Raw genomic sequence first — 18,719 nt, 5'->3', positions numbered from 1 at the left:
CTAATTAATTATATCATAATTCATATAAATATACAACTAGAGCGTTATATGCTCCGAAAAATCATGCTTAGATATGCCCACTTTAAGTCCAGTCTTTTCCCTCAGAAAATCGGCTAGATAGTCCACTATAAGATGCTCAGTCCCGAAATGTCCGGCGTCTATAAGCGCCAGCCCTTCCTCTTTCGCCTTCTGTGCGTCGTGGTACTTTATATCTCCAGTCACATATACGTCCGCCTTTCCGGCCACACTACCTATAAATGAAGCTCCGCTTCCTCCACAGAAAGCCACTCTCTTGATTTTTTGCTCCAAATCTCCATATACCCTTATCTCCGAGCACTGAAGATTTTCCTTTGCACTTTTGGCAAAGTCTATCAAGCTCTGCTCTCTTTCTATAGTGCCTATACCTCCGTACCCCATCGACTCCCCTTCGTTCTCAAGCCTATAGATATCGTATGCCACTTCTTCGTACGGATGGGCTTCAAGTACAGCATCCAGCACATATTTCAGCTTGGACTTCTCGACTACAAATTCAAGCTTCAACTCTTCTACAACTTCCAGACTATCTTTGGAACCTATATGGGGGTCCGACCCCTCTAATGGTCTGAACCTGCCCTCTCCGCTTAAAGTGAAAGAGCAGTGGTCGTAATTTCCAAGGCTTCCTGCCCCAGCATCTCCTGCCGCCTTTCTCAGTTTCTCGCCGTCCTCTTTTGGAACGTACACGGCCAGCTTGTAAAGGCTATCTGTCGATGTAGGTGCTATCGGAGCTGTCTTCCCAAGCCCAAGCTTTTCAGCTATCAACTTGTTCATGCCGTCTTTGGCTACATCTATATTGGTATGAGCGCTGTAGACCACTATATCGTGCTTTATGGCGTCTCTTATCATCTCGCCACGAACTCCGTCTGTAGACAGATTCTTTATCTCCCCGAAAAAGAAAGGGTGGTGTGTAACCACCATATCAAACCCCTCAAAAATCGCCTTGTTCAAAACTTCCCTACCAAAGTCTAACGACACCAGTATCTTCTTGACCTCTTTTCTCCTTGACCCTATCTGAAGCCCGGAGTTGTCCCAAGAGTCTGACAAATGCTCGGGTGCAAGTGAATTCAGTATCTTTATTACATCATTTGACAACAACTTCGTACACCTCCTTGTAAGCCGCTAGCTTGCTCTCTATCTCCGCTCTCTTCTCAGCAGTCTTTCCGGTCGAATTTTCAGGCATTCCATCAATTATCTTTTCAAGCTTTTCTATCTTGTATTCCAGAAATTCAGCGAGAATTGGGTCCTTGCTTTCTAAAAGCTTTGCGCTTATCTCGAAGTAGATATCACTCTCTATTTCGTCCTCTTCTCCATGCTCTACAAGCAGTATCTGGTAGAATTTCTCGCCTTCCCTTGCCAGCCTTTCAGAGACGACTCTGTAGCCATTTTCATAGAGATACTTTCTCAGCTCCACCATTCCAACCATAGGCTGAAGCACAAAGCTTTTTATGCTTTTGGCTACCTCTTTCGACTCCTCCAGTATCTCGGCTATAAGGGCGCCACCCATTCCTGCCACTATGGCCTGCTCCACCTCGCCAGGCGAAACAGTTGCGAGCCCTCCTCCGAGCCTTGTATCTATCTTGTCCTCTAACTTGTTCTTCTCCACATACTCTCGGGCGTTCTGCAGTGGCCCCTCGTTTATATCGCTTGCTATGGCCTTTTGAACAACCCCTCGGTTCACAAGCTCCACTGGTATATAGCCGTGGTCTGTACCTATATCTGCAATTACAGCTCCTTCTTTTACAAATCCTGCTATTGTCTCCATCCTAGGTGACAGCTTCATATCCATCTCTCCTATCTAAAAAAACCTCTTTAAACCGCAGTGGTCTAAAGAGGTTCTGTTTATTCTAAAAAGTCTTTGAGTTTTTTGCTTCTGCTTGGATGTCTCAGCTTTCTAAGGGCTTTCGCCTCTATCTGCCTTATCCTCTCTCTAGTCACGTCGAATTCCTTTCCAACCTCTTCTAGAGTTCTGGCCCTTCCATCATCTAGTCCGAATCTCAGCCTGAGCACTTTCTGCTCTCTCTCAGTAAGTGTGTCTAGCACCTCTACGAGCTGTTCCTTCAGCATAGTGAAAGTAGCGGCCTCGGCTGGCGCCTGAGCGTCGTCGTCAGGTATAAAGTCACCTAGATGGCTGTCTTCCTCTTCACCTATAGGCGTCTCTAGAGAGACAGGCTCCTGCGCTATCTTCTGTATCTCTCTGACTTTTTCCACTTCCAGGTTCATCTCTTTGGCTATCTCTTCAGGCAGCGGGTCTCTTCCAAGGTCTTGGAGCAGCTGTCTTGAAACTCTTATAAGCTTGTTTATAGTCTCCACCATATGGACAGGTATTCTTATAGTCCTAGCCTGGTCAGCTATGGCTCTAGTTATAGCTTGACGTATCCACCATGTTGCATAGGTACTGAATTTGTACCCCTTGGTGTAGTCAAACTTTTCAACGGCCTTTATAAGTCCCAAGTTCCCTTCCTGTATAAGGTCTAGGAACAGCATTCCTCTTCCCACATACCTCTTGGCTATACTGACTACCAGCCTGAGATTCGCCTCTGCAAGCATAGTCTTGGCTGTGTCATCTCCAGCCTCTATCCTCTTGGCGAGCTTCGTCTCCTCTTCCGCAGTCAGTAGCGGAACTTTTCCTATTTCCTTTAGATACATCCTCACGGGGTCGTCTACGCTTATCCCCTTTGGAACAGAGAGATCTTCCTTCTCTATATCTATTTCTTCATCGTCTTTCGGCGAGTTCGAATCTTGGGATTCTTTGTCTCCTACTACTTCTATCCCCATCTCCTCTAGACTCTGGTAAACTTCATCTATCTGATCAGTCTCTAGCTCTATTTCCTCTAGCGTATCCATTATCTCTTTATAAGACAGCATACCCTGTTTTTTACCTTTAGCAATCAGATCTTTAACCAAGTTCTGACTCTCCGCTTTTACATTAGCCAAACTGTTCATCTAAGGTACCTCCTTTTATAAAGCTAAAGCAGCTTTATATCTCTATCTATCTCTGTCAGCTCTCTACACAATGAGTTGAAGTCCTCTTTAGAAATACTTTTATCCGAACTTCCGCTCTCTATTTCCTTTATCTTGTCCATTATATGACGCTTTTTTCGCTTCAAGCTTTGAATCTTAAGCTTTCTGGCGTAGTCATTAAGCGCTTTTTCTCTCTGATTATCTTCTAAAAACAATTCCAGCGATTTTATTTCCACTGTCCGGGCCTCTATATCTTCTCTTTTAAAGCCGTTGTCAAGTTGAGCTTCCGGCTCCAATCTCAACAGTTCTATTGCTATAGCTCTGTTGAGATTGTCTTTAAAGTCTTCAGCCGATATGTTCAGGTTCAACTTACCTAAATCAGTCTTGCTGTTTAAAACAAGGCTTAGTAATTCCATTTCAGTTTGCACTGAGGAGTCGATCGATCCATCTCGCTTTGTGCTTCCTGCCTTTACAGGATTTATCTCAAGCCTGCTCCTTTCAAATGCTCCTTTTTTTAGCCTAAGCTCCCCTCTAACCGTATCCACTGGCACTCCAACTTCACTTGCCACTTTAACCAAGTAAAGTTCCAGCTCTACAGGGCTTTCTATCATCTTGAGCCAGTATGCTATATCGGCTATAAATTTAAGCTTGTCTTCTATCAAGCTTAGATCATATTTCTTTTTATTCAAGTTTATTATAAAGTCTATATAGTGTATGGCATTTTCCATCTTAAGCCTGAACTTTTCGCTTCCATATTTCTTAACATAGTCGTCGGGATCAAGCCCCTCGTCCATCTCCACCACTCTAGGCGTCAGTTTCTCTGACCTTATTATCTCTATGGCTTTCTTGGTGGCCTTTATTCCTGCTTCGTCCGAGTCGTAGGCTATTGCGATATCTCCTGTATACCTCTTTATAAGCCTTATCTGATCTCTAGTCAACGCCGTGCCCAGCGATGCAGTGGCATTTTTAATCCCACTTTGATAGAGAGATATTACATCCATATATCCTTCAACTAGAAGAATCCTTCCACCTCTTATACTCTCTTTTATAATATTAAGCCCGTAGAGATTTCTTCCTTTTAAAAAGACTGGAGTATCTGGAGAGTTCAAGTATTTGGGCTGATTTTCAGCGGGCTCTATAAGCCTACCCCCAAAACCTATGACCCTTGAGCTTATATCCCATATGGGAAACATGACTCTGCTTCTGAACCTGTCGTAGTAGCTCTGCTTCTCTCTGTGCCTTATGGCAAGCCCTGCTTCTTCGATATCAAGCTCACTGTAGCCTTTCTGCTTTAGGTATTGCAGCAACAAGCTCCAGCTCCCTCTTGAATAGCCAAGTCCAAATCGCTTTATCGTATCACTATTTATACCTCTCTCAAGAAAATAATTTTCGGCCTCTGGACTAGATCTAAGCACCTTGTAGAAATATATAGCAGCCTCTCTGTTTATGTCGTATAGCAGCTTGAGCTTTTTCTCTCGCTCTATATCCTCATCTGTTTTCTGCTTTAGCTCTACATTCGCTCTTTCCGCCAGCTCCACTATTACATCCTGAAAGTCCATACTCTTGTACTTGCTTAAAAACGATATTACATCTCCACCTTCTCCGCACCCAAAGCAGTGAAACATCTGCTTGTCTGGAGACACCACCATAGAAGGCGTTTTTTCATTGTGAAAAGGGCAAAGTCCCTTGTAGTTAGAGCCTGCTCTTTTTAGCTCGACATACTGAGATATTATGTCAACTATGTCGTTTCTTTCTCGTACCTCTCTTATCGTATCTTCGTCATAAGAATAAGGCATCTACATCACCTTTTCCCTCTATATCTTGAGAAATGCCGTTTTTAGATTTTTACCCATAGATAATAGTATATAACAATCTCGTCATTAAATAAATACTTTTTTCCGGTCAAAAAAAGTGTTGAGATCTCAACACTTTTTTCATTCCATAAATTCTAGAACTCCTCGTTCTTGTACTGGAGTATCTCTAGTATAATTCCTGCAGTTTCCTCTACAGCTTTGTTTGAAACATCTATTATAGGACATTCCAGCCTTTTCATCAGATTCTCTGCATACTCTATCTCTTTCAGTATCCTGTCCATGCTCGCGTAGTTTGCGCTGTCCCCTAGTCCAAGTGCCTTAAGCCTCTCTTGTCTGACCTCGTTTAGCTTTATAGGGTTTGTAGTAAGCCCTATTATCTTCTTCGGCTCGACTTCAAAGAGCTCGTCTGGCGGTGGTACCTCCGGAACTAGTGGCACGTTTGCCACTTTCAGATTTTTATGGGCAAGGTACATACTAAGAGGCGTCTTAGATGTTCTGGAAACTCCGACCAGGACTATATCCGCCCTCTTTATCCCTCTTGTGTCTTTTCCGTCGTCGTACTTCACGGCAAACTCCACTGCCTCTACCTTCTTGAAATATTTTTCATCCAGCTTTCTTATAAGCCCTGCTTCTTTTCTAGGCTTTCTTCCCACGACTTCTCCTATAGCATCTATAAGGGGAGTCATCAGATCTACAGTTTTCATATTGTACTCAGAAGCCCTCTCCTCTAAGAAGTCCTTTAGCTCATCTATGACTATTGTGTAGGCTATCACTACATTCTCTTCTCTAGCCTCTTCTAGTATGTCTCTTATCTGCTCTTTCTCTGTTATATAGGGATACCTTCTGGTCTCATACTTGCCGGCGTCAAACTGGCTTATAGCAGCTTTGGCCACCTGCTGGCCCGTCTCTCCTATAGAGTCAGACAGGACGTAAACAACTGCACTGTTTTTAGATTCTTTTTCCATGACTTCTACCCCCTATATGTTTTTAAACAGCTCTACAAAAGCTCTAGCTATAGTCGTTTTGGATATCTTTCCTATTACCCTGTACTGCTTGATCTCCTCTTGCTGAACCTCCTCCACAACAGGAACGCTGTCTATCTCATGGTCTATTATCTTGACAGCTGCATCTAGAAGGTTCTCTTCCGGGAATACCGTCACTATATTGGGCATTCTGGTCATAATCATGCCTACAGGTATTTTGTTTATATCCAGCCCGCCAATGGTGTTCTTTAAAAAGTCCTTTCTCGAGACTACCCCGACCAGTATGCCTCCCTCTGACACCACGTAGATGGAGCCCACATTTTCTAGAAACATGTTGACTATAGCGTCGTACACTGTGGTCTCTTCGCTCACCACTACTGGGACCGACTTTATCTCAGATATCTTGAGTTCTTTTATCTTTTCGGAAAAATCGTCTTCCATCTGCTTGCCACTGTAGAAGTATCCCACTTTAGGCCTGGCCTCTAGTACTCCTATCATAGTGAGTATAGATAGATCAGGTCTTAAAGTGGCTCTCGTCAGGTCCAATTTTCCGGCTATGTCTTCCCCCGTAATGGGCTGGCCTTCTTTGACTATATCTATTATCTTTTCCTGCCTATCCGTAAGTTTTATAAAACTCACCCCTTTGCTCTACAGTAGATAACTAGAACTTCAGCTTTTCCTCTATAAGCTTCTCTAAATCCTCTATCTTAACTCTCGTCTGCTCCATAGTGTCTCTGTCTCTGACAGTTACGCAACCGTCCTCTAGCGAGTCGTAGTCAAAAGTTATGCACAGCGGCGTGCCTATTTCGTCATGCCTTCTATACCTCTTGCCTATAGTTCCGGCCTCGTCGTAGTCGACCATAAACTTCTCTGTAAGACTCTCGTATACCTTCATGGCGTCGTCTCCTAGCTTTTTCACAAGCGGGAAGACAGCGGCCTTAAACGGTGCAAGTGCTGGATGGAACTTCATAAGAGCTCTCTCTGAGCCGTCCTCTAGCACTTCCTCTGTATAAGCCTCTGTGAGGAATGCAAGCATAACCCTGTCCACTCCTACCGAAGGCTCTATGCAGTAAGGAAGATATTTCTCGTTAGTTAAAGGGTCTGTGTAGAGAAGGTTCTCGCCAGACACCTCTTGGTGCTGCTTTAAGTCGTAGTCTGTTCTGTCTGCTATTCCCCAAAGCTCTCCCCATCCGAACGGGAATCTGTACTCTATGTCTGTAGTGGCGTTGCTGTAGTGCGAAAGCTCTTCTTCGTCGTGATCTCTAAGTCTTATGCTCTCTTCAGCTATCCCTAGGTTCAGCAGCCAGTTTTTGCAGTATTCTCTCCAGTAGCCAAACCACTCCATGTCCTCTCCAGGCTTGCAGAAGAACTCCAGCTCCATCTGCTCGAACTCTCTAGTTCTGAATATGAAGTTTCCAGGAGTTATCTCATTTCTGAAAGACTTTCCTATCTGCCCTATTCCGAAAGGCATTTTCTTTCTAGAAGTCCTGGCTATATGCTTGAAGTTAGTAAATATACCCTGTGCCGTCTCTGGTCTTAGGTATATCTCAGCCTTAGAGTCCTCTGTAACACCTTGGAACGTCTTGAACATAAGGTTGAACTGTCTTATATTTGTGTATTCAAACTCGCCACACTCTGGGCAGACTATGTTCTTCTCCCCGATGTAGGACTCCATCTCCTCGTTTGTCCAGCTGTCTACAGCCTCCGGCTCTATACCATTTTTAGACATATAGTCCTCTATAAGGTGGTCGGCTCTGAATCTGGCCTTGCACTTCTTGCAGTCCATAAGAGGGTCGCTGAATCCGCCTATATGGCCCGAAGCTTCCCAAACCCTAGGGTTCATAAGTATGGCTGAGTCCAGCCCTACGTTGTATCTAGGCTCCTGTATAAACTTCTTCCACCAAGCTTTTTTTATATTGTTCTTTACTTCAACTCCTAGCGGACCGTAGTCCCAAGTGTTTGCAAGCCCTCCGTATATCTCTGAGCCTGGAAACACGAATCCTCTATCTTTGCAGACTGAAACGATTTTGTCCATTGTCTTGTAATTTTCCAAAAACTATTCCTCCTCTTAAACGCAAAAAAGCAACCTGTCCTCCCTAGAGGGATGAAAGATCACTTCCCCGGTCCGTAATATCAACATTCTAATCATAATTTAGCAAATACATGTGTATTTGTCAATATTCTCGCCGTATGCGCTCTTATTTCTTTATGCTGTCTTTGACTTTCTGAGCTGTCTTTTCCGCCATTTCGCTTACAGTTATAATCTCACCATCGGCCTTAGTCACCTCTATCTTGCACTTCGAAACAAGTGCCGCAGTAAGCCCAACCGCCCCTAGAAAAGGCGATATTATGACACCTATAGCTCCTGCGTTTACAGGTATGTTCATTATGACTTCCCCGTCTTTTTTAACGCTTATCTTTGTGACATTTCCCTCTTTTATGAGTTCTTTTATCTTTTGAAGTATCTCGTCTCCCTTAGAGGTTATCCCTGAGTTTTCTATCTTCGCAGACTCCTCGGCCTCCATTATGGCCTTCACTACATCTCCATCGTGTTTCTCCAGCAGCTCGTTCGCCTCCGCATAGCTAATACCTGTTCTCTCTCTTACAAGGTCTATCTTCTCTAGTGTAACTACCATTTTAAACACTCCCTTAAATTAGTTTTAGTTCCCTAAGAAGCTCTAGCGACTTGAAATTGCTCCTTTCCATATGATGCTTTATATAGCTGTGCACTATCTCCTGTACCTTGGAGAGCTCTTTTTCGTCTATTTCTAGCTCTTTCAGCTCTTCGTACCTGGAGTAAAGCAGCATGTACATGGCTCTGTGCTCTGAGTTACTTATATGCTTCGAATATTTATCTATACCCCTGCAGCTGTCGCATAAAACACCTCCAGCATCATTGCTGAACCTGCATATATTTGAAAGTTCCTCGCTTCCGCAGCCTGCACATCTCTTTAGCTCCGGCTTGTAACCTATAAAACTTATAAACTTCAGCTCGTACGACACGAGTAGTCTTCTGGGGTCTACACTGCCTTCGCCAAACAGCTTGAGTGTCTTCGCCAAGAGTTCAAACACTTTTTCATTGTCCTCTTCCTCGGGAAGTCCGCAGTCTGCTATCTCTGCAACTAGCGAAGCGTATGAAAGCTTCTCTATATTCTCTCTTATCTCGAAGTTGGAGTCGATCCGCTCTGACTGATTCACCCCGTACAGCCCTCTTCCCTTGTATATCTGGAAGTAGCTATGCGTAAAGAGGTCTACGTTCACATCCCTCTTCTTAGACTTTCTGACACCTTTGGCTATGCAGCTGATCTTTCCTATCTCTTTGGTGAAGATATGGACTATCTTGTCGCTCTCGCTGTAGTTTATGCTCTTTAAAACTATGCCTTCATAAGAATTGTGCATCTACACCCTCTACTCTCTAAATATATCCAAATTGCTTTATGAATTTCTCCTTGTCTCTCCAGTTCTTCTCCACTTTAACCCATACCTTGAGGTTCACCTGGCTACCTAGAAGCCTCTCTATATCTTCTCTGGCACTTTTCCCTATGCCCTTTAGCTTTCTGCCGCCTTTTCCGATTATAATTCCCTTGTGTGAGTCCCTCTCGCAGTAGATTACAGCGTCTATATCTACAAGGTCTTTCTTCGGCCTCTTCTTCATGGACTCGATGCCCACGGCAACCCCATGAGGAACTTCGTCTTCTAAGTAGAGAAGCGCCTTCTCTCTTATTATCTCTGAGACTATCACCCTCTCAGGCTGGTCTGTAAGAGTGTCTTCAGGGAAGTACTGCGGCCCTTCCGGAAGCGTCTCTCTTATCTTCTTCATAAGGTCTTCAACACCGCTTCCCATAGTCGCAGATATGGCCACTATGTCTTCAAATACACCGAATTCGCTGTAACTGTCTATTATACCCTGTATCTTGTCTATAGGTATCTTGTCTACCTTGTTGACCACAAGTATCTTAGGCGTCTTTATATCCTGGATCTGCTCAAGTATATACTTGTCACCAGGCCCTATCTCCACGCTTTCATCCACCAGCCAAAGTATAAGGTCCACCTCGCCTAGAGTCTCTGTAGACACGCTGACCATGTAGTCTCCAAGCTTGTTTTTAGGCTTGTGTATCCCTGGAGTGTCCAGGAATATGGCCTGCATGTTTTCATCTGTGTAAACTGTCTGAATCCTGTTTCTAGTGGTCTGTGGCTTGTCTGATATTATGGCTATCTTCTCTCCCACCAGCCTGTTCATAAGAGTTGACTTTCCTACGTTCGGCCTTCCTATTATAGTTACAAATCCCGATTTATATGTCATTTTTACTCACCTTTCTCTGCTCTAAGTCTTCCGGTCCAAAACTGTGCGGAAGTAGCTCTTCTAAACTGAATACTTTGTAGTCCTCTGGGCTGTTGGCCACTATGACTGTAGCCTCTTTCCCGAATTCCCTTATTACCTGCCTGCATACTCCGCATGGGAAGGTGTAGTCGGAACTTCCAACTACAGCTACAGCTTCTATGCTCTTCTCACCCTCTGACACAGCCTTTGCTATGGCAGTTCTCTCTGCGCAAAGCGAAGGTGCGTAGGATGAAGATTCTATATTGCACCCTGAGTATATCTTTCCGCTGCCCGAAAGCACTGCGGCTCCAACTGCAAACTTCGAGTAAGGCGAATACGAATACTCTTTGGCTTTAAGGGCCGCTTTCACCAGCTCCTCTATCTTGCTTTTTTCCAATTCGTCCACATCCTCTTTAGTTTTTCTCGTTTTCCTCGTCCTCTAAAGCCTCCTGCTCTAGCTTGACTATCTCAACCTCTGTGACCCTTCTGTTTTGAACGCCTAGAACCTTTATTTCCAGTTCCTTGTACTTGACTATATCTCCGGCTATAGGCACTCTTCCAAGCATGCTGAAGACATAGCCTCCCATGGAGTCAAAGTCCTCCTCTGGCAAGTCGTTTTCAAATATCTCGTTCACCTCTTCAAGCGATATCTCACCCTGAACTTTGTACTTGTCTTTTCCTATCTTCTCTACAAGGTCTATCTCGTTGTCATACTCATCGAATATGTCCCCGACTATTTCCTCCAGTATGTCCTCTATAGTCACAAGGCCTTCTGTCCCCCCGTACTCGTCTAGGACTATTGCCATGTGTATCTTGCTCTGCTGTAGCTCCTTGAGAAGGTGGTTTACCTTCTTAGTCTCAGGCACAAACAGAGTCTTTCTCATAAGGCTCACCACCTCTATGTCTTTTCCGTCCTCTATGTCCTCTAGCACTAGTGGGAGCAGATCTTTTGCATAGAGCACTCCGATTATATTATCTACAGTCTCTTCATATACCGGAATCCTGGAGTATCCATGCTCTATTGCAACTTCAAGTATTTCCTTTATGCCTGTGTCTCTTGAAACAGCAACTACATCTATCCTAGGGACCATAACCTCTGCCACTTCTAGGTCGTCTATGTCAAATATATTCTGTATCATCTCTTTTTCCTGATACTTGAGCACCCCTTCTTCTTCTCCAGCGTCTACAAGCGATCTGATGTCTTCTTCCGTCACGAAGGAAGCAAAAGTGCCTACCTCTCCACCAAGCATTCTGACAGCCGTATTCGTTATCTTCTGGAGTACGAACAGTATAGGCTTCATTATAAAAGAAAGAAAGCCCAGTGGCTTAGAGACAACTTTTGCAACTTTCAATGAATTTTGGGTTGCATAAGTCTTTGGAGTTATCTCCCCTACAACAAGTATAAGCACCGTCATTATAACGGTCGTTATAAGCGTGGAATTCCCATTGCCGGCAGTAAGTCTTATGCTCATCTCTGTCATAATAGAGGTCGCGGCTATGTTTACAATGTTATTTCCTATAAGTATAGTCGCCAGTATATCTCCTATGCTCTTTTTCATTTCCTTCAATATGTTTGCAGCTTCTTCATCTTCTTCTTTAAACTTTCTTATCTGGGAAACAGTTATACTCGTTATAGCCGTTTCCGAACCCGAAAACAGGGCCGAAAGTAAAAGCAATGCTATAAGTATAAGTCCCCGAACATATATCTCAGTAGTTGACAAATTTTATCCCTCCGTTTTATCTAGCCTATGACTTGAAATATTACTATGGTTATCAAGGTGCCAAGCACAGAACCAACTATAACTTCCCTCAAATAGTGAATCTTGCTCTCCACTCTGCTCTCTGCCACAAGTGCAGCTAGAAAGTACGCCAGTGTCATTATGAGAGCGTTGTCTGTCATAAACGCTATGGCAGTAGCCACAGAAAACGCTATCGCAGAGTGTCCGCTGGCAAATCCCCCCTGAAAAGGAGTTCCTGTTTTCGTCTTGGTCTTTATCCATACGACCAGCAGTATGACCAGGATTATGCTTATGAATGTAAGGTGTATGGGCGAATTTCTGAGCCTGTTTATTAGAAGTCCTGGATAAAGGCTTATCCTCTCAAAAAACAGCAGGTAGCCCACAACTATTGCATTCAAAGACGATATAAGTACCGCCCCTGCAGCTATGTCCTTTACTATTTTGGCTATGGGATGGTACTCTTTTGTGACCAAGTCCACCGCCTTCTCTATGGCCGTATTTAGCATCTCAGAGACTATGACCATGGTTATGGTAAAGAAAAGTATCAGCATTTCAATTCTGTTGAAATTGAAAAACAGACTCATAAATAGCACTATGAACGCCACTATGAAATGTATCTTCATATTAGGTTCTGTCTTAAGCGCCTGTATAATCCCGGCTACAGCGTAGTTGAAACTGTTTATAATTCTTTTTCCCTTCATTTTCTAGTTCAAACCATCCTTGTAGATCTTTATTTTTTTAATAGCCTCTTTTTCCTTGCCCCTCATAAGAAGCTTGTCATCTTCCTCCATGTGGTCGTATCCTAGCAGATGAAGCATGCTATGGATTACAAGGTAGGCCACCTCCCTTTTAAAGCTGTGTCCATATGACTTGGCCTGGCGCTTTGCCGTCTGAGCCGATATAACCACATCTCCCAGCAGCTCCTCTATGTCCATGTGAAGACTTTTTTCAAGGCTTTCTATCTCCTCGTCTTCATAAAGCGGAAACGAAAGTACATCTGTGGGCGCATCCTTGCCCCTGTATATCCTGTTCAGCTCTTTTATCCTCTCGTCGTCTACAAAGCTTATGCTCACCTCGTAGCCTGTCTCTCCTTTTTCCTGCTCTAGCACAGCTTTCACAGCGCTCTCTATGGCCTCGTTTATATCTTCTGGTATCTCTACTATGTCTTGCTCGTTGTTTATAAATATATTCATCACTTTGCCTCCTTAATCTCAGCTATGTCCAGACTGGGATATTCAATTCTCTCGTGGTATATCCCTAGAAGCGTGTCTGCAAAAGATTTCTCTATATTGCTTATATCCTTTAGCGTAAGTCCGCTTTCATCAAGCTGTCCGTCTTCCATCTTGCCTTTAACTATATTGCAGATCATCCTGCTTATCTTTTCTTTGCTCGGCTCTTTTATAGACCTAACTGCGGCCTCTACCGAGTCTGCAAGCATGACTATTGCCGACTCCTTCGACTGCGGCCTAGGTCCTCCGTACCTGAACTTGCTCTCTATGACGGTGTTCGGATTTACTCCCTCTTCGTTCATGGCCTTGTGGTAGAAGAAAGATACAAGTGTAGTCCCATGGTGCTCTAGCATTATGTCCTTTATCTCCTTGGGAAGAGGTTGGTCCTCCGCCACCTCTAGACCGTCTTTGGCATGATTTGTGATTATCACGGCACTCATGTTGGCACTTATCTTGTCATGCGGATTTTCCATACCTATCTGGTTTTCCTTGAAAAAATACGGCCTTTTTAGCTTTCCTATGTCATGGTAGTAAGATCCAGCCCTAACCAAAAGGGAGCTGGCTCCAACCGCTTCCGCTGCGTTTTCGCTGAGATTTCCTACAAGAATGCTGTGGTAGTATGTCCCCGGTGCTTCTGTCAAAAGCCTTTTGAGAAGCGGCTGATTGGGATTCATAAGCTCAAGTAGCTTTATAGGTGTCAGCACTCCGAATATATTCTCCCAGATAGGCATCGAGCCTATAGCTAGAACTGCACTAAGCAGTCCATTCGCTGTTCCGTAGGCCATCCTCGTAAGCAGCAGTTTTATCTCTGTTTCTCCTGCAATTCCAAATCCAGCTATCGAAATTAAATTGAACAAGGCGACAGCAACTCCTATAGTCATTATATTAGACCTCTGCTGTGTGTTTATGGAAGAAAAAGACCCTATCATGCCTCCTATAAACACCATCGTCATAACAGATGTATCTAAGCTCTCAGTTATCCCGAGAAGAACTCCTATAAGCACGTTCACAAGCAGCGATACCCTTGCGTTTATAAGTATGGCCAGCAGAATCGATGACGTGGCCACAGGCATTAAGTAGCCTGAAACAGCAGACAAGCTCTTGGACACCAACAGCACAAGTATTGCAACTATGAATATTACCACCATCAGCTTTCTGTCTTCGTAGACCTTCTTCTCGAAGTAGTAGATATAGAGGCCAAAAACCACCTCTATCGCCGCAGTTATCATTATCGCACCCAGTATAAGCCCGTAGTTTATCTTTCTGGCCTCTTTCAGCAGCCCCGACTCCTTGAGGAGTTCGTAGGACTGCTGGTCGACTATCTCGTTTCTGTTTACTATTATCTCGCCTTCCTTTATGACTACAGGGTCCACCTCTTCGGCGGCTTTTTCCTTCTCCTTGTTTGTAGTCTCTATGTCTAGAAACTTGTTGGGCACTATCTTTTCGTTCACTATTTTAGGCCCTATCCTCTTGAGGCTGTCGTCAAGCTCTCCTATACCGGCGAATGTAGACTCTACATTGCCCTTCGAATAGTCGATATCTTCCTGTGTAGCCCCTATGTTCATGATTTGGTTCACTATTTCATATATACTGCTTTCGAGCGTCAGCAAAAGCTCCGGCCTGCTGTCCAGTAGAACTTGCAGCTCGCTTGGTTCAAGCCCCACATAGTCTTGTTCTGAAATCATTTTTATAGCGCTTTCCCGATTTTCAGGCAGCTCTTTTTGAGCGTTAGAAAGCGTTTCAAAGAACCTTCTTATGTCGTTTTTGACTCTTATCTGTATAGAGGCATCTATCCTGTATCTAGGCTCTACAGACTCCATTGCCTCAAGCCTGTACTTCTCGGTTGTCACTTCGTCTACTATCTCTTTAGTCGCCCTTATCTCTTCTTTGGCTATATCTCCAACCCTTACGTCTATCCTCTCAGGCATCATGCCTAAAAGTACAAGTGTGAAGAGTACGGCGCTTAGAATCGACATGAAAGCTATCTGATTGACTCTTCCCTTTGTCGCCACTCTTCTGTCCAAGTAGTTTCTAAGCCTTTTCAACTTCATTTTAAACGAGGTAATCATATCTCTCCCCCTAGTTTAACTCTCTTTTGACTTCATGCTCTTCTTTTTGTCGTAAGCCTCGTAGGCCTCTATTATATCTTGGACAAGTCTGTGTCTTACTACGTCGGTCTTGTCGAAGTAAGAGAAAGAAATACCCTTTATATCCTTCAGGATCCGCTCTGCTTGCTTTAGCCCTGAAGACTTTCCAGGCGGAAGGTCTATCTGGGTTATATCCCCAGTAACAACTGCCTTGGAGCCGTTTCCAAGTCTGGTCAGGAACATCTTCATCTGCTCTGTAGTGGTGTTTTGGGCTTCATCCAAGATTATGAAAGCCGACTCCAGTGTTCGTCCCCTCATGTAGGCAAGCGGAGCCACCTCTATAAGTCCTCTCTCCTTGTACTTCAGATAGCTTTCGGCTCCCAGTATGTCAAAGAGCGCATCATAAAGCGGTCTGAGATACGGGTCCACCTTCTCCTGTAGATCTCCTGGAAGAAATCCCAGGCTTTCCCCTGCCTCAACTGCCGGCCTTGTGAGTATTATCCTAGTGACCTCTTTGTTTCTAAAGGCCTTTACAGCCATGGCCATGGCAAGATAGGTCTTCCCCGTTCCAGCCGGCCCTATCCCGAAGACTATGTCGTTTTTCCTTATGTTGTCTATATACCTCTTCTGCCCAAGCGTCTTAGGCTTAAGCGTCTTGCCGCTTGCCGCTATGCATATTATATCGTTCAGTATCTCTTTCATCTTGTCGCCCTCTCCTCTTACCACCAAATCCATAGCGTATATGAGCGACTGCTTTGTTATCTTGCCCTCTGACTTCATCACGTCCACTAGCTTCTGTATCAGCTTTTCAGTCAGCTCTATACTCTCTTTGCTGCCTATTATCTTGATTGTATTCCCTCTGAGAGCTATATTCGACTCAAGTGTTTCCTCTATAAGCTCTATATTTTCATCGTAGTTTCCAAAAATCTCTGATACATATTCTCCATCCACTTCTAGCTGTTTTTCTAAGATTTCTTCACCGTTGTTTTCCAAGTCCAATCACTCCTATTGTTTAAAATTATCACTCTTATCTTTATACCTTAATTTCTGCATATGTAAACCATTTTAATCAATATTGTTGAACCTATGTAGTTTTCTATTAATAGAATAAAACCTGAATACAAGAGTATTCAGGTTTTTTTATTTTAAATAATCTTTAGCTATTTTATTTACCAATGAGCCGTCAGCTCTGCCCTTTATCTCAGGCATAAGACTACTCATTATCTTGCCCATGTCCTTCATGCTAGTAGCTCCAACTTGGGCTATAGCTGTCTTGACCAGTTCAGTCAACTCCTCTTCCGAAAGCTGTTCAGGCAAGTACTCTAGCAATATTTTTACTTCATCTTCAGTTAGTTGAACTAAATCGTCCCTCTCTCCTTTTTTGAAGTCCTCAATTGCATCTCTCTTTTGCTTGACTTGTTTAGATATGATTTCAATGATGTCTTGATCATCTAGTTCAACTCTTTCGTCTACTTCCTTCTGCTTTACAGCAGATCTGACCATAGTCACAACGTCTTTTCTGACCTTGTCCTTGCTCTTCATAGACGTCTTTAAGTCATCCATTAACTTATCCTTTAGAGACATTTAACCACCTCTTATCTGGTTCTGCTGTTTTTTCTTCTTGCAGCTTCAGACTTCTTCTTACGCTTTACACTAGGCTTCTCGTAGTGCTCTCTTTTTCTAACCTCAGCCAATACTCCTGCTCTAGCACATTGTCTCTTAAATCTCTTTAGGGCGCTCTCTAGTGATTCACTATCCCCAACTTTGATTTCTGACATACATTCTCCCTCCCCTCAACCTCTTAAAAGGGTCTGTTTCTTTTATCTTAATACTCGACTATTATATTATATATATTTTCTTTTTGCAAGTTTTATTTTAGCCTGGAGGCCACTGAAGCGCTCTCCCCCCCAGTATGTGAAAATGAATATGAGCTACAGTCTGTCCGCCGTCACGCCCTATGTTGTTTACAACTCTATATCCACTTGCGTCTACGCCTTGTTCTTTGGCTATCTGAGGTATCTTGGATATCAGATGTGCTATGTCTTTCAAGTTGTCGCCGTCAACCTCGTTTAGCGAGGCTATATGCGCCTTCGGTATGACTATTGTATGAACCGGAGCCTTTGGATCTATGTCCTTAAATGCCAGTATAGTGTCGTCTTCATATACCTTCTGTGATGGAATCTCTCCCGCCACTATCTTGCAGAATATGCAGTTTTCCATGATTTCACCTCCTTCTAAACTATCTCTCCTAATACAGATTCTTCGTCTGCACTCAGAATCTTGACACCGACTATTTTCCCTTCGTATTCCGATATCTCTCCTGGGACTTTTACCCTTATATAGTTCGTAGTATAGCCCTCTATATAGCCCATTATATCTTTGGACTTCTCCTCAAACAGCACCTTCAAAATCTGACCCACATGATTTTGGTTGAAGTGCTTGCTCATCTCCTTGCCAAGCTCTATAAGCTCCTTGCTTCTCTCCTGTTTCACAGGACCGGCTACTTGGTCCTTGTACTCCGCCGCTGGGGTGCCTTTTCTAGGGGAATACTGGAAAACGTGTATTCTTGAAAAGCCCACTCGGTTTGCAAACTCGTAGGAGTTTCTGTACTCTTCGTCTGTCTCGCCCGGGAAGCCCACTATTATGTCCGTAGTGAAAGAGACGTCTGGGAGGTAGCTTCTGATCCTCTCCACACCTTCATAGTACTTCTCTGTGTTGTACTTTCTGTTCATTCTCTTTAAGACGGCGTCGTCTCCGCTTTGAAGCGAAAGGTGGAAATGATTGCAGGCTTTTTCAAGCGAAGAATACCTCTTCAGGAATTCATCTGTAGCCACGTTCGGCTCTATGGAGCTCAGCCTTATCCGCTCTATGCCCTCTATCCCGTTCACTCTCTCCAATACATCTATAAGGGATATATCTGATTTCAAGTCTTTTCCGTAGGAGGCCACATGTATGCCTGTGAGCACCACTTCCTTGAACCCGTTCTTGGCAAGCGACTCCACCTCTGAAACTATGCTGTCTATGTCCCGGCTCCTTATAGGCCCTCTCGCATACGGGATTATACAGTAGGAGCAGTACTGGTTGCAGCCTTCCTGTATCTTCAGAAAAGCCCTTGTCTTGCCACCTGTGTCCTCTATGCCCATCTCCTCGAAGTCCTTTACCTCCATTATGTCTCTCACTAGGTTTATCCTGGACTTCTTGGACTTGAACTCCTCGCAGAGTTCCACTATCTTGGACCTGTCACTTGTGCCAAGTATTATATCCACTTCCTCCATGCTCGCCACTTCTTCCGGAGAGACCTGGGAGTAGCATCCCACCACGGCCAACACAGAATCCGGGTTCTTTGACTTGGACCTTCTCATAAACTGCCTGGACTTTCTGTCGCTTAAACTGGTAACTGTGCAGGTGTTTATGACGTACACATCAGCCACTTCGCTCTCGTTCACTATGATGTATCCGCTCTTTGTGAAAAGCTCAGCCATGGCCTCTGTCTCGTACTGATTTACCTTGCACCCTAGCGTGTGAAACGAAACTTTTTTCATTATATCA

20 protein-coding genes are annotated in these 18,719 nt (G+C 44.0%); all 20 read right to left on the bottom strand.

The genetic code is table 11. The annotated features are described in order from the left end of the window. Nucleotides 1-36: 36 nt before the first annotated feature. The 20 genes from EUAN_RS05565 to mtaB all read right to left on the bottom strand — a co-directional run bounded on the left by EUAN_RS05565 (nucleotide 37) and on the right by mtaB (nucleotide 18,712). Nucleotides 37-1,131: a Nif3-like dinuclear metal center hexameric protein gene (locus EUAN_RS05565; RefSeq protein ID WP_071062557.1), complete on the bottom strand. Its 1,095-nt coding sequence runs from the start codon at nucleotides 1,129-1,131 to the stop codon at nucleotides 37-39. Beyond that, on the bottom strand, nucleotides 1,118-1,816 hold the full coding sequence (locus EUAN_RS05560) for a tRNA (adenine(22)-N(1))-methyltransferase (protein ID WP_071062555.1): 699 nt from the start codon (nucleotides 1,814-1,816) through the stop codon (nucleotides 1,118-1,120). Before EUAN_RS05560 ends, EUAN_RS05565 begins: the two co-directional genes overlap by 14 nt. Before the next feature lie 59 nt (nucleotides 1,817-1,875). Then, nucleotides 1,876-2,979: an RNA polymerase sigma factor RpoD gene (gene rpoD / locus EUAN_RS05555; protein ID WP_071062553.1), complete on the bottom strand. Its 1,104-nt coding sequence runs from the start codon at nucleotides 2,977-2,979 to the stop codon at nucleotides 1,876-1,878. A gap of 23 nt (nucleotides 2,980-3,002) precedes the next feature. Next, nucleotides 3,003-4,793 carry a DNA primase gene (gene dnaG, locus EUAN_RS05550; RefSeq protein WP_071062552.1) on the bottom strand — a complete coding sequence of 597 codons (1,791 nt, stop codon included), beginning with the start codon at nucleotides 4,791-4,793 and terminating at the stop codon, nucleotides 3,003-3,005. 152 nt (nucleotides 4,794-4,945) lie between these two features. Then, on the bottom strand, nucleotides 4,946-5,776 hold the full coding sequence (locus EUAN_RS05545; RefSeq protein WP_071062550.1) for a pyruvate, water dikinase regulatory protein: 831 nt from the start codon (nucleotides 5,774-5,776) through the stop codon (nucleotides 4,946-4,948). A 12-nt stretch (nucleotides 5,777-5,788) separates the two neighbouring features. Next, nucleotides 5,789-6,433 carry a transcriptional regulator CcpN gene (ccpN, locus tag EUAN_RS05540; RefSeq protein WP_211266287.1) on the bottom strand — a complete coding sequence of 215 codons (645 nt, stop codon included), beginning with the start codon at nucleotides 6,431-6,433 and terminating at the stop codon, nucleotides 5,789-5,791. Between the two features lie 22 nt (nucleotides 6,434-6,455). Beyond that, complete coding sequence (locus tag EUAN_RS05535; RefSeq protein ID WP_211266286.1) at nucleotides 6,456-7,847, bottom strand: glycine--tRNA ligase; 1,392 nt, start codon at nucleotides 7,845-7,847, stop codon at nucleotides 6,456-6,458. Nucleotides 7,848-7,992: 145 nt separating this feature from the next. Further along, on the bottom strand, nucleotides 7,993-8,430 hold the full coding sequence (locus tag EUAN_RS05530; RefSeq protein ID WP_071062548.1) for a DUF4342 domain-containing protein: 438 nt from the start codon (nucleotides 8,428-8,430) through the stop codon (nucleotides 7,993-7,995). A 13-nt stretch (nucleotides 8,431-8,443) separates the two neighbouring features. Further along, nucleotides 8,444-9,193: a DNA repair protein RecO gene (gene recO / locus EUAN_RS05525; protein ID WP_071062546.1), complete on the bottom strand. Its 750-nt coding sequence runs from the start codon at nucleotides 9,191-9,193 to the stop codon at nucleotides 8,444-8,446. 16 nt (nucleotides 9,194-9,209) lie between these two features. Then, complete coding sequence (gene era, locus EUAN_RS05520) at nucleotides 9,210-10,097, bottom strand: GTPase Era (RefSeq protein WP_071062545.1); 888 nt, start codon at nucleotides 10,095-10,097, stop codon at nucleotides 9,210-9,212. After that, on the bottom strand, nucleotides 10,087-10,521 hold the full coding sequence (locus EUAN_RS05515; protein ID WP_425388414.1) for a cytidine deaminase: 435 nt from the start codon (nucleotides 10,519-10,521) through the stop codon (nucleotides 10,087-10,089). The genes era and EUAN_RS05515 overlap by 11 nt, the downstream gene beginning before the upstream one ends. Before the next feature lie 7 nt (nucleotides 10,522-10,528). Further along, nucleotides 10,529-11,836, bottom strand: a complete 1,308-nt coding sequence (locus tag EUAN_RS05510) for a hemolysin family protein (protein ID WP_071062541.1) — start codon at nucleotides 11,834-11,836, stop codon at nucleotides 10,529-10,531. A gap of 20 nt (nucleotides 11,837-11,856) precedes the next feature. Beyond that, on the bottom strand, nucleotides 11,857-12,555 hold the full coding sequence (locus tag EUAN_RS05505) for a diacylglycerol kinase (RefSeq protein WP_071062539.1): 699 nt from the start codon (nucleotides 12,553-12,555) through the stop codon (nucleotides 11,857-11,859). A 3-nt stretch (nucleotides 12,556-12,558) separates the two neighbouring features. Continuing rightward, nucleotides 12,559-13,047 (bottom strand): rRNA maturation RNase YbeY, encoded by a 489-nt coding sequence (ybeY, locus tag EUAN_RS05500; protein WP_071062537.1) that lies wholly within the window; start codon nucleotides 13,045-13,047, stop codon nucleotides 12,559-12,561. After that, nucleotides 13,047-15,134 (bottom strand): HD family phosphohydrolase, encoded by a 2,088-nt coding sequence (locus EUAN_RS05495; protein WP_245674446.1) that lies wholly within the window; start codon nucleotides 15,132-15,134, stop codon nucleotides 13,047-13,049. Before EUAN_RS05495 ends, ybeY begins: the two co-directional genes overlap by 1 nt. A gap of 33 nt (nucleotides 15,135-15,167) precedes the next feature. Next, nucleotides 15,168-16,142, bottom strand: coding sequence for a PhoH family protein (locus EUAN_RS05490; RefSeq protein ID WP_071062713.1), 975 nt, complete (start codon nucleotides 16,140-16,142; stop codon nucleotides 15,168-15,170). A 168-nt stretch (nucleotides 16,143-16,310) separates the two neighbouring features. Beyond that, the gene (locus EUAN_RS05485) at nucleotides 16,311-16,754 is read right to left on the bottom strand and encodes a GatB/YqeY domain-containing protein (RefSeq protein ID WP_071062532.1); all 444 of its coding nucleotides are present in this window, start codon (nucleotides 16,752-16,754) and stop codon (nucleotides 16,311-16,313) included. Between the two features lie 11 nt (nucleotides 16,755-16,765). Further along, the gene (rpsU, locus tag EUAN_RS05480; RefSeq protein WP_071062530.1) at nucleotides 16,766-16,948 is read right to left on the bottom strand and encodes a 30S ribosomal protein S21; all 183 of its coding nucleotides are present in this window, start codon (nucleotides 16,946-16,948) and stop codon (nucleotides 16,766-16,768) included. A 97-nt stretch (nucleotides 16,949-17,045) separates the two neighbouring features. Then, nucleotides 17,046-17,390, bottom strand: a complete 345-nt coding sequence (locus EUAN_RS05475; protein WP_071062529.1) for a histidine triad nucleotide-binding protein — start codon at nucleotides 17,388-17,390, stop codon at nucleotides 17,046-17,048. 14 nt (nucleotides 17,391-17,404) lie between these two features. Then, complete coding sequence (mtaB, locus tag EUAN_RS05470) at nucleotides 17,405-18,712, bottom strand: tRNA (N(6)-L-threonylcarbamoyladenosine(37)-C(2))-methylthiotransferase MtaB (protein WP_071062526.1); 1,308 nt, start codon at nucleotides 18,710-18,712, stop codon at nucleotides 17,405-17,407. Nucleotides 18,713-18,719: the final 7 nt, after the last annotated feature.

This window comes from Andreesenia angusta (assembly GCF_001855385.1).
GTDB lineage: Bacteria > Bacillota > Clostridia > Tissierellales > Gottschalkiaceae > Andreesenia > Andreesenia angusta.
This window is presented reverse-complemented; position numbering and strand designations above follow the sequence as displayed.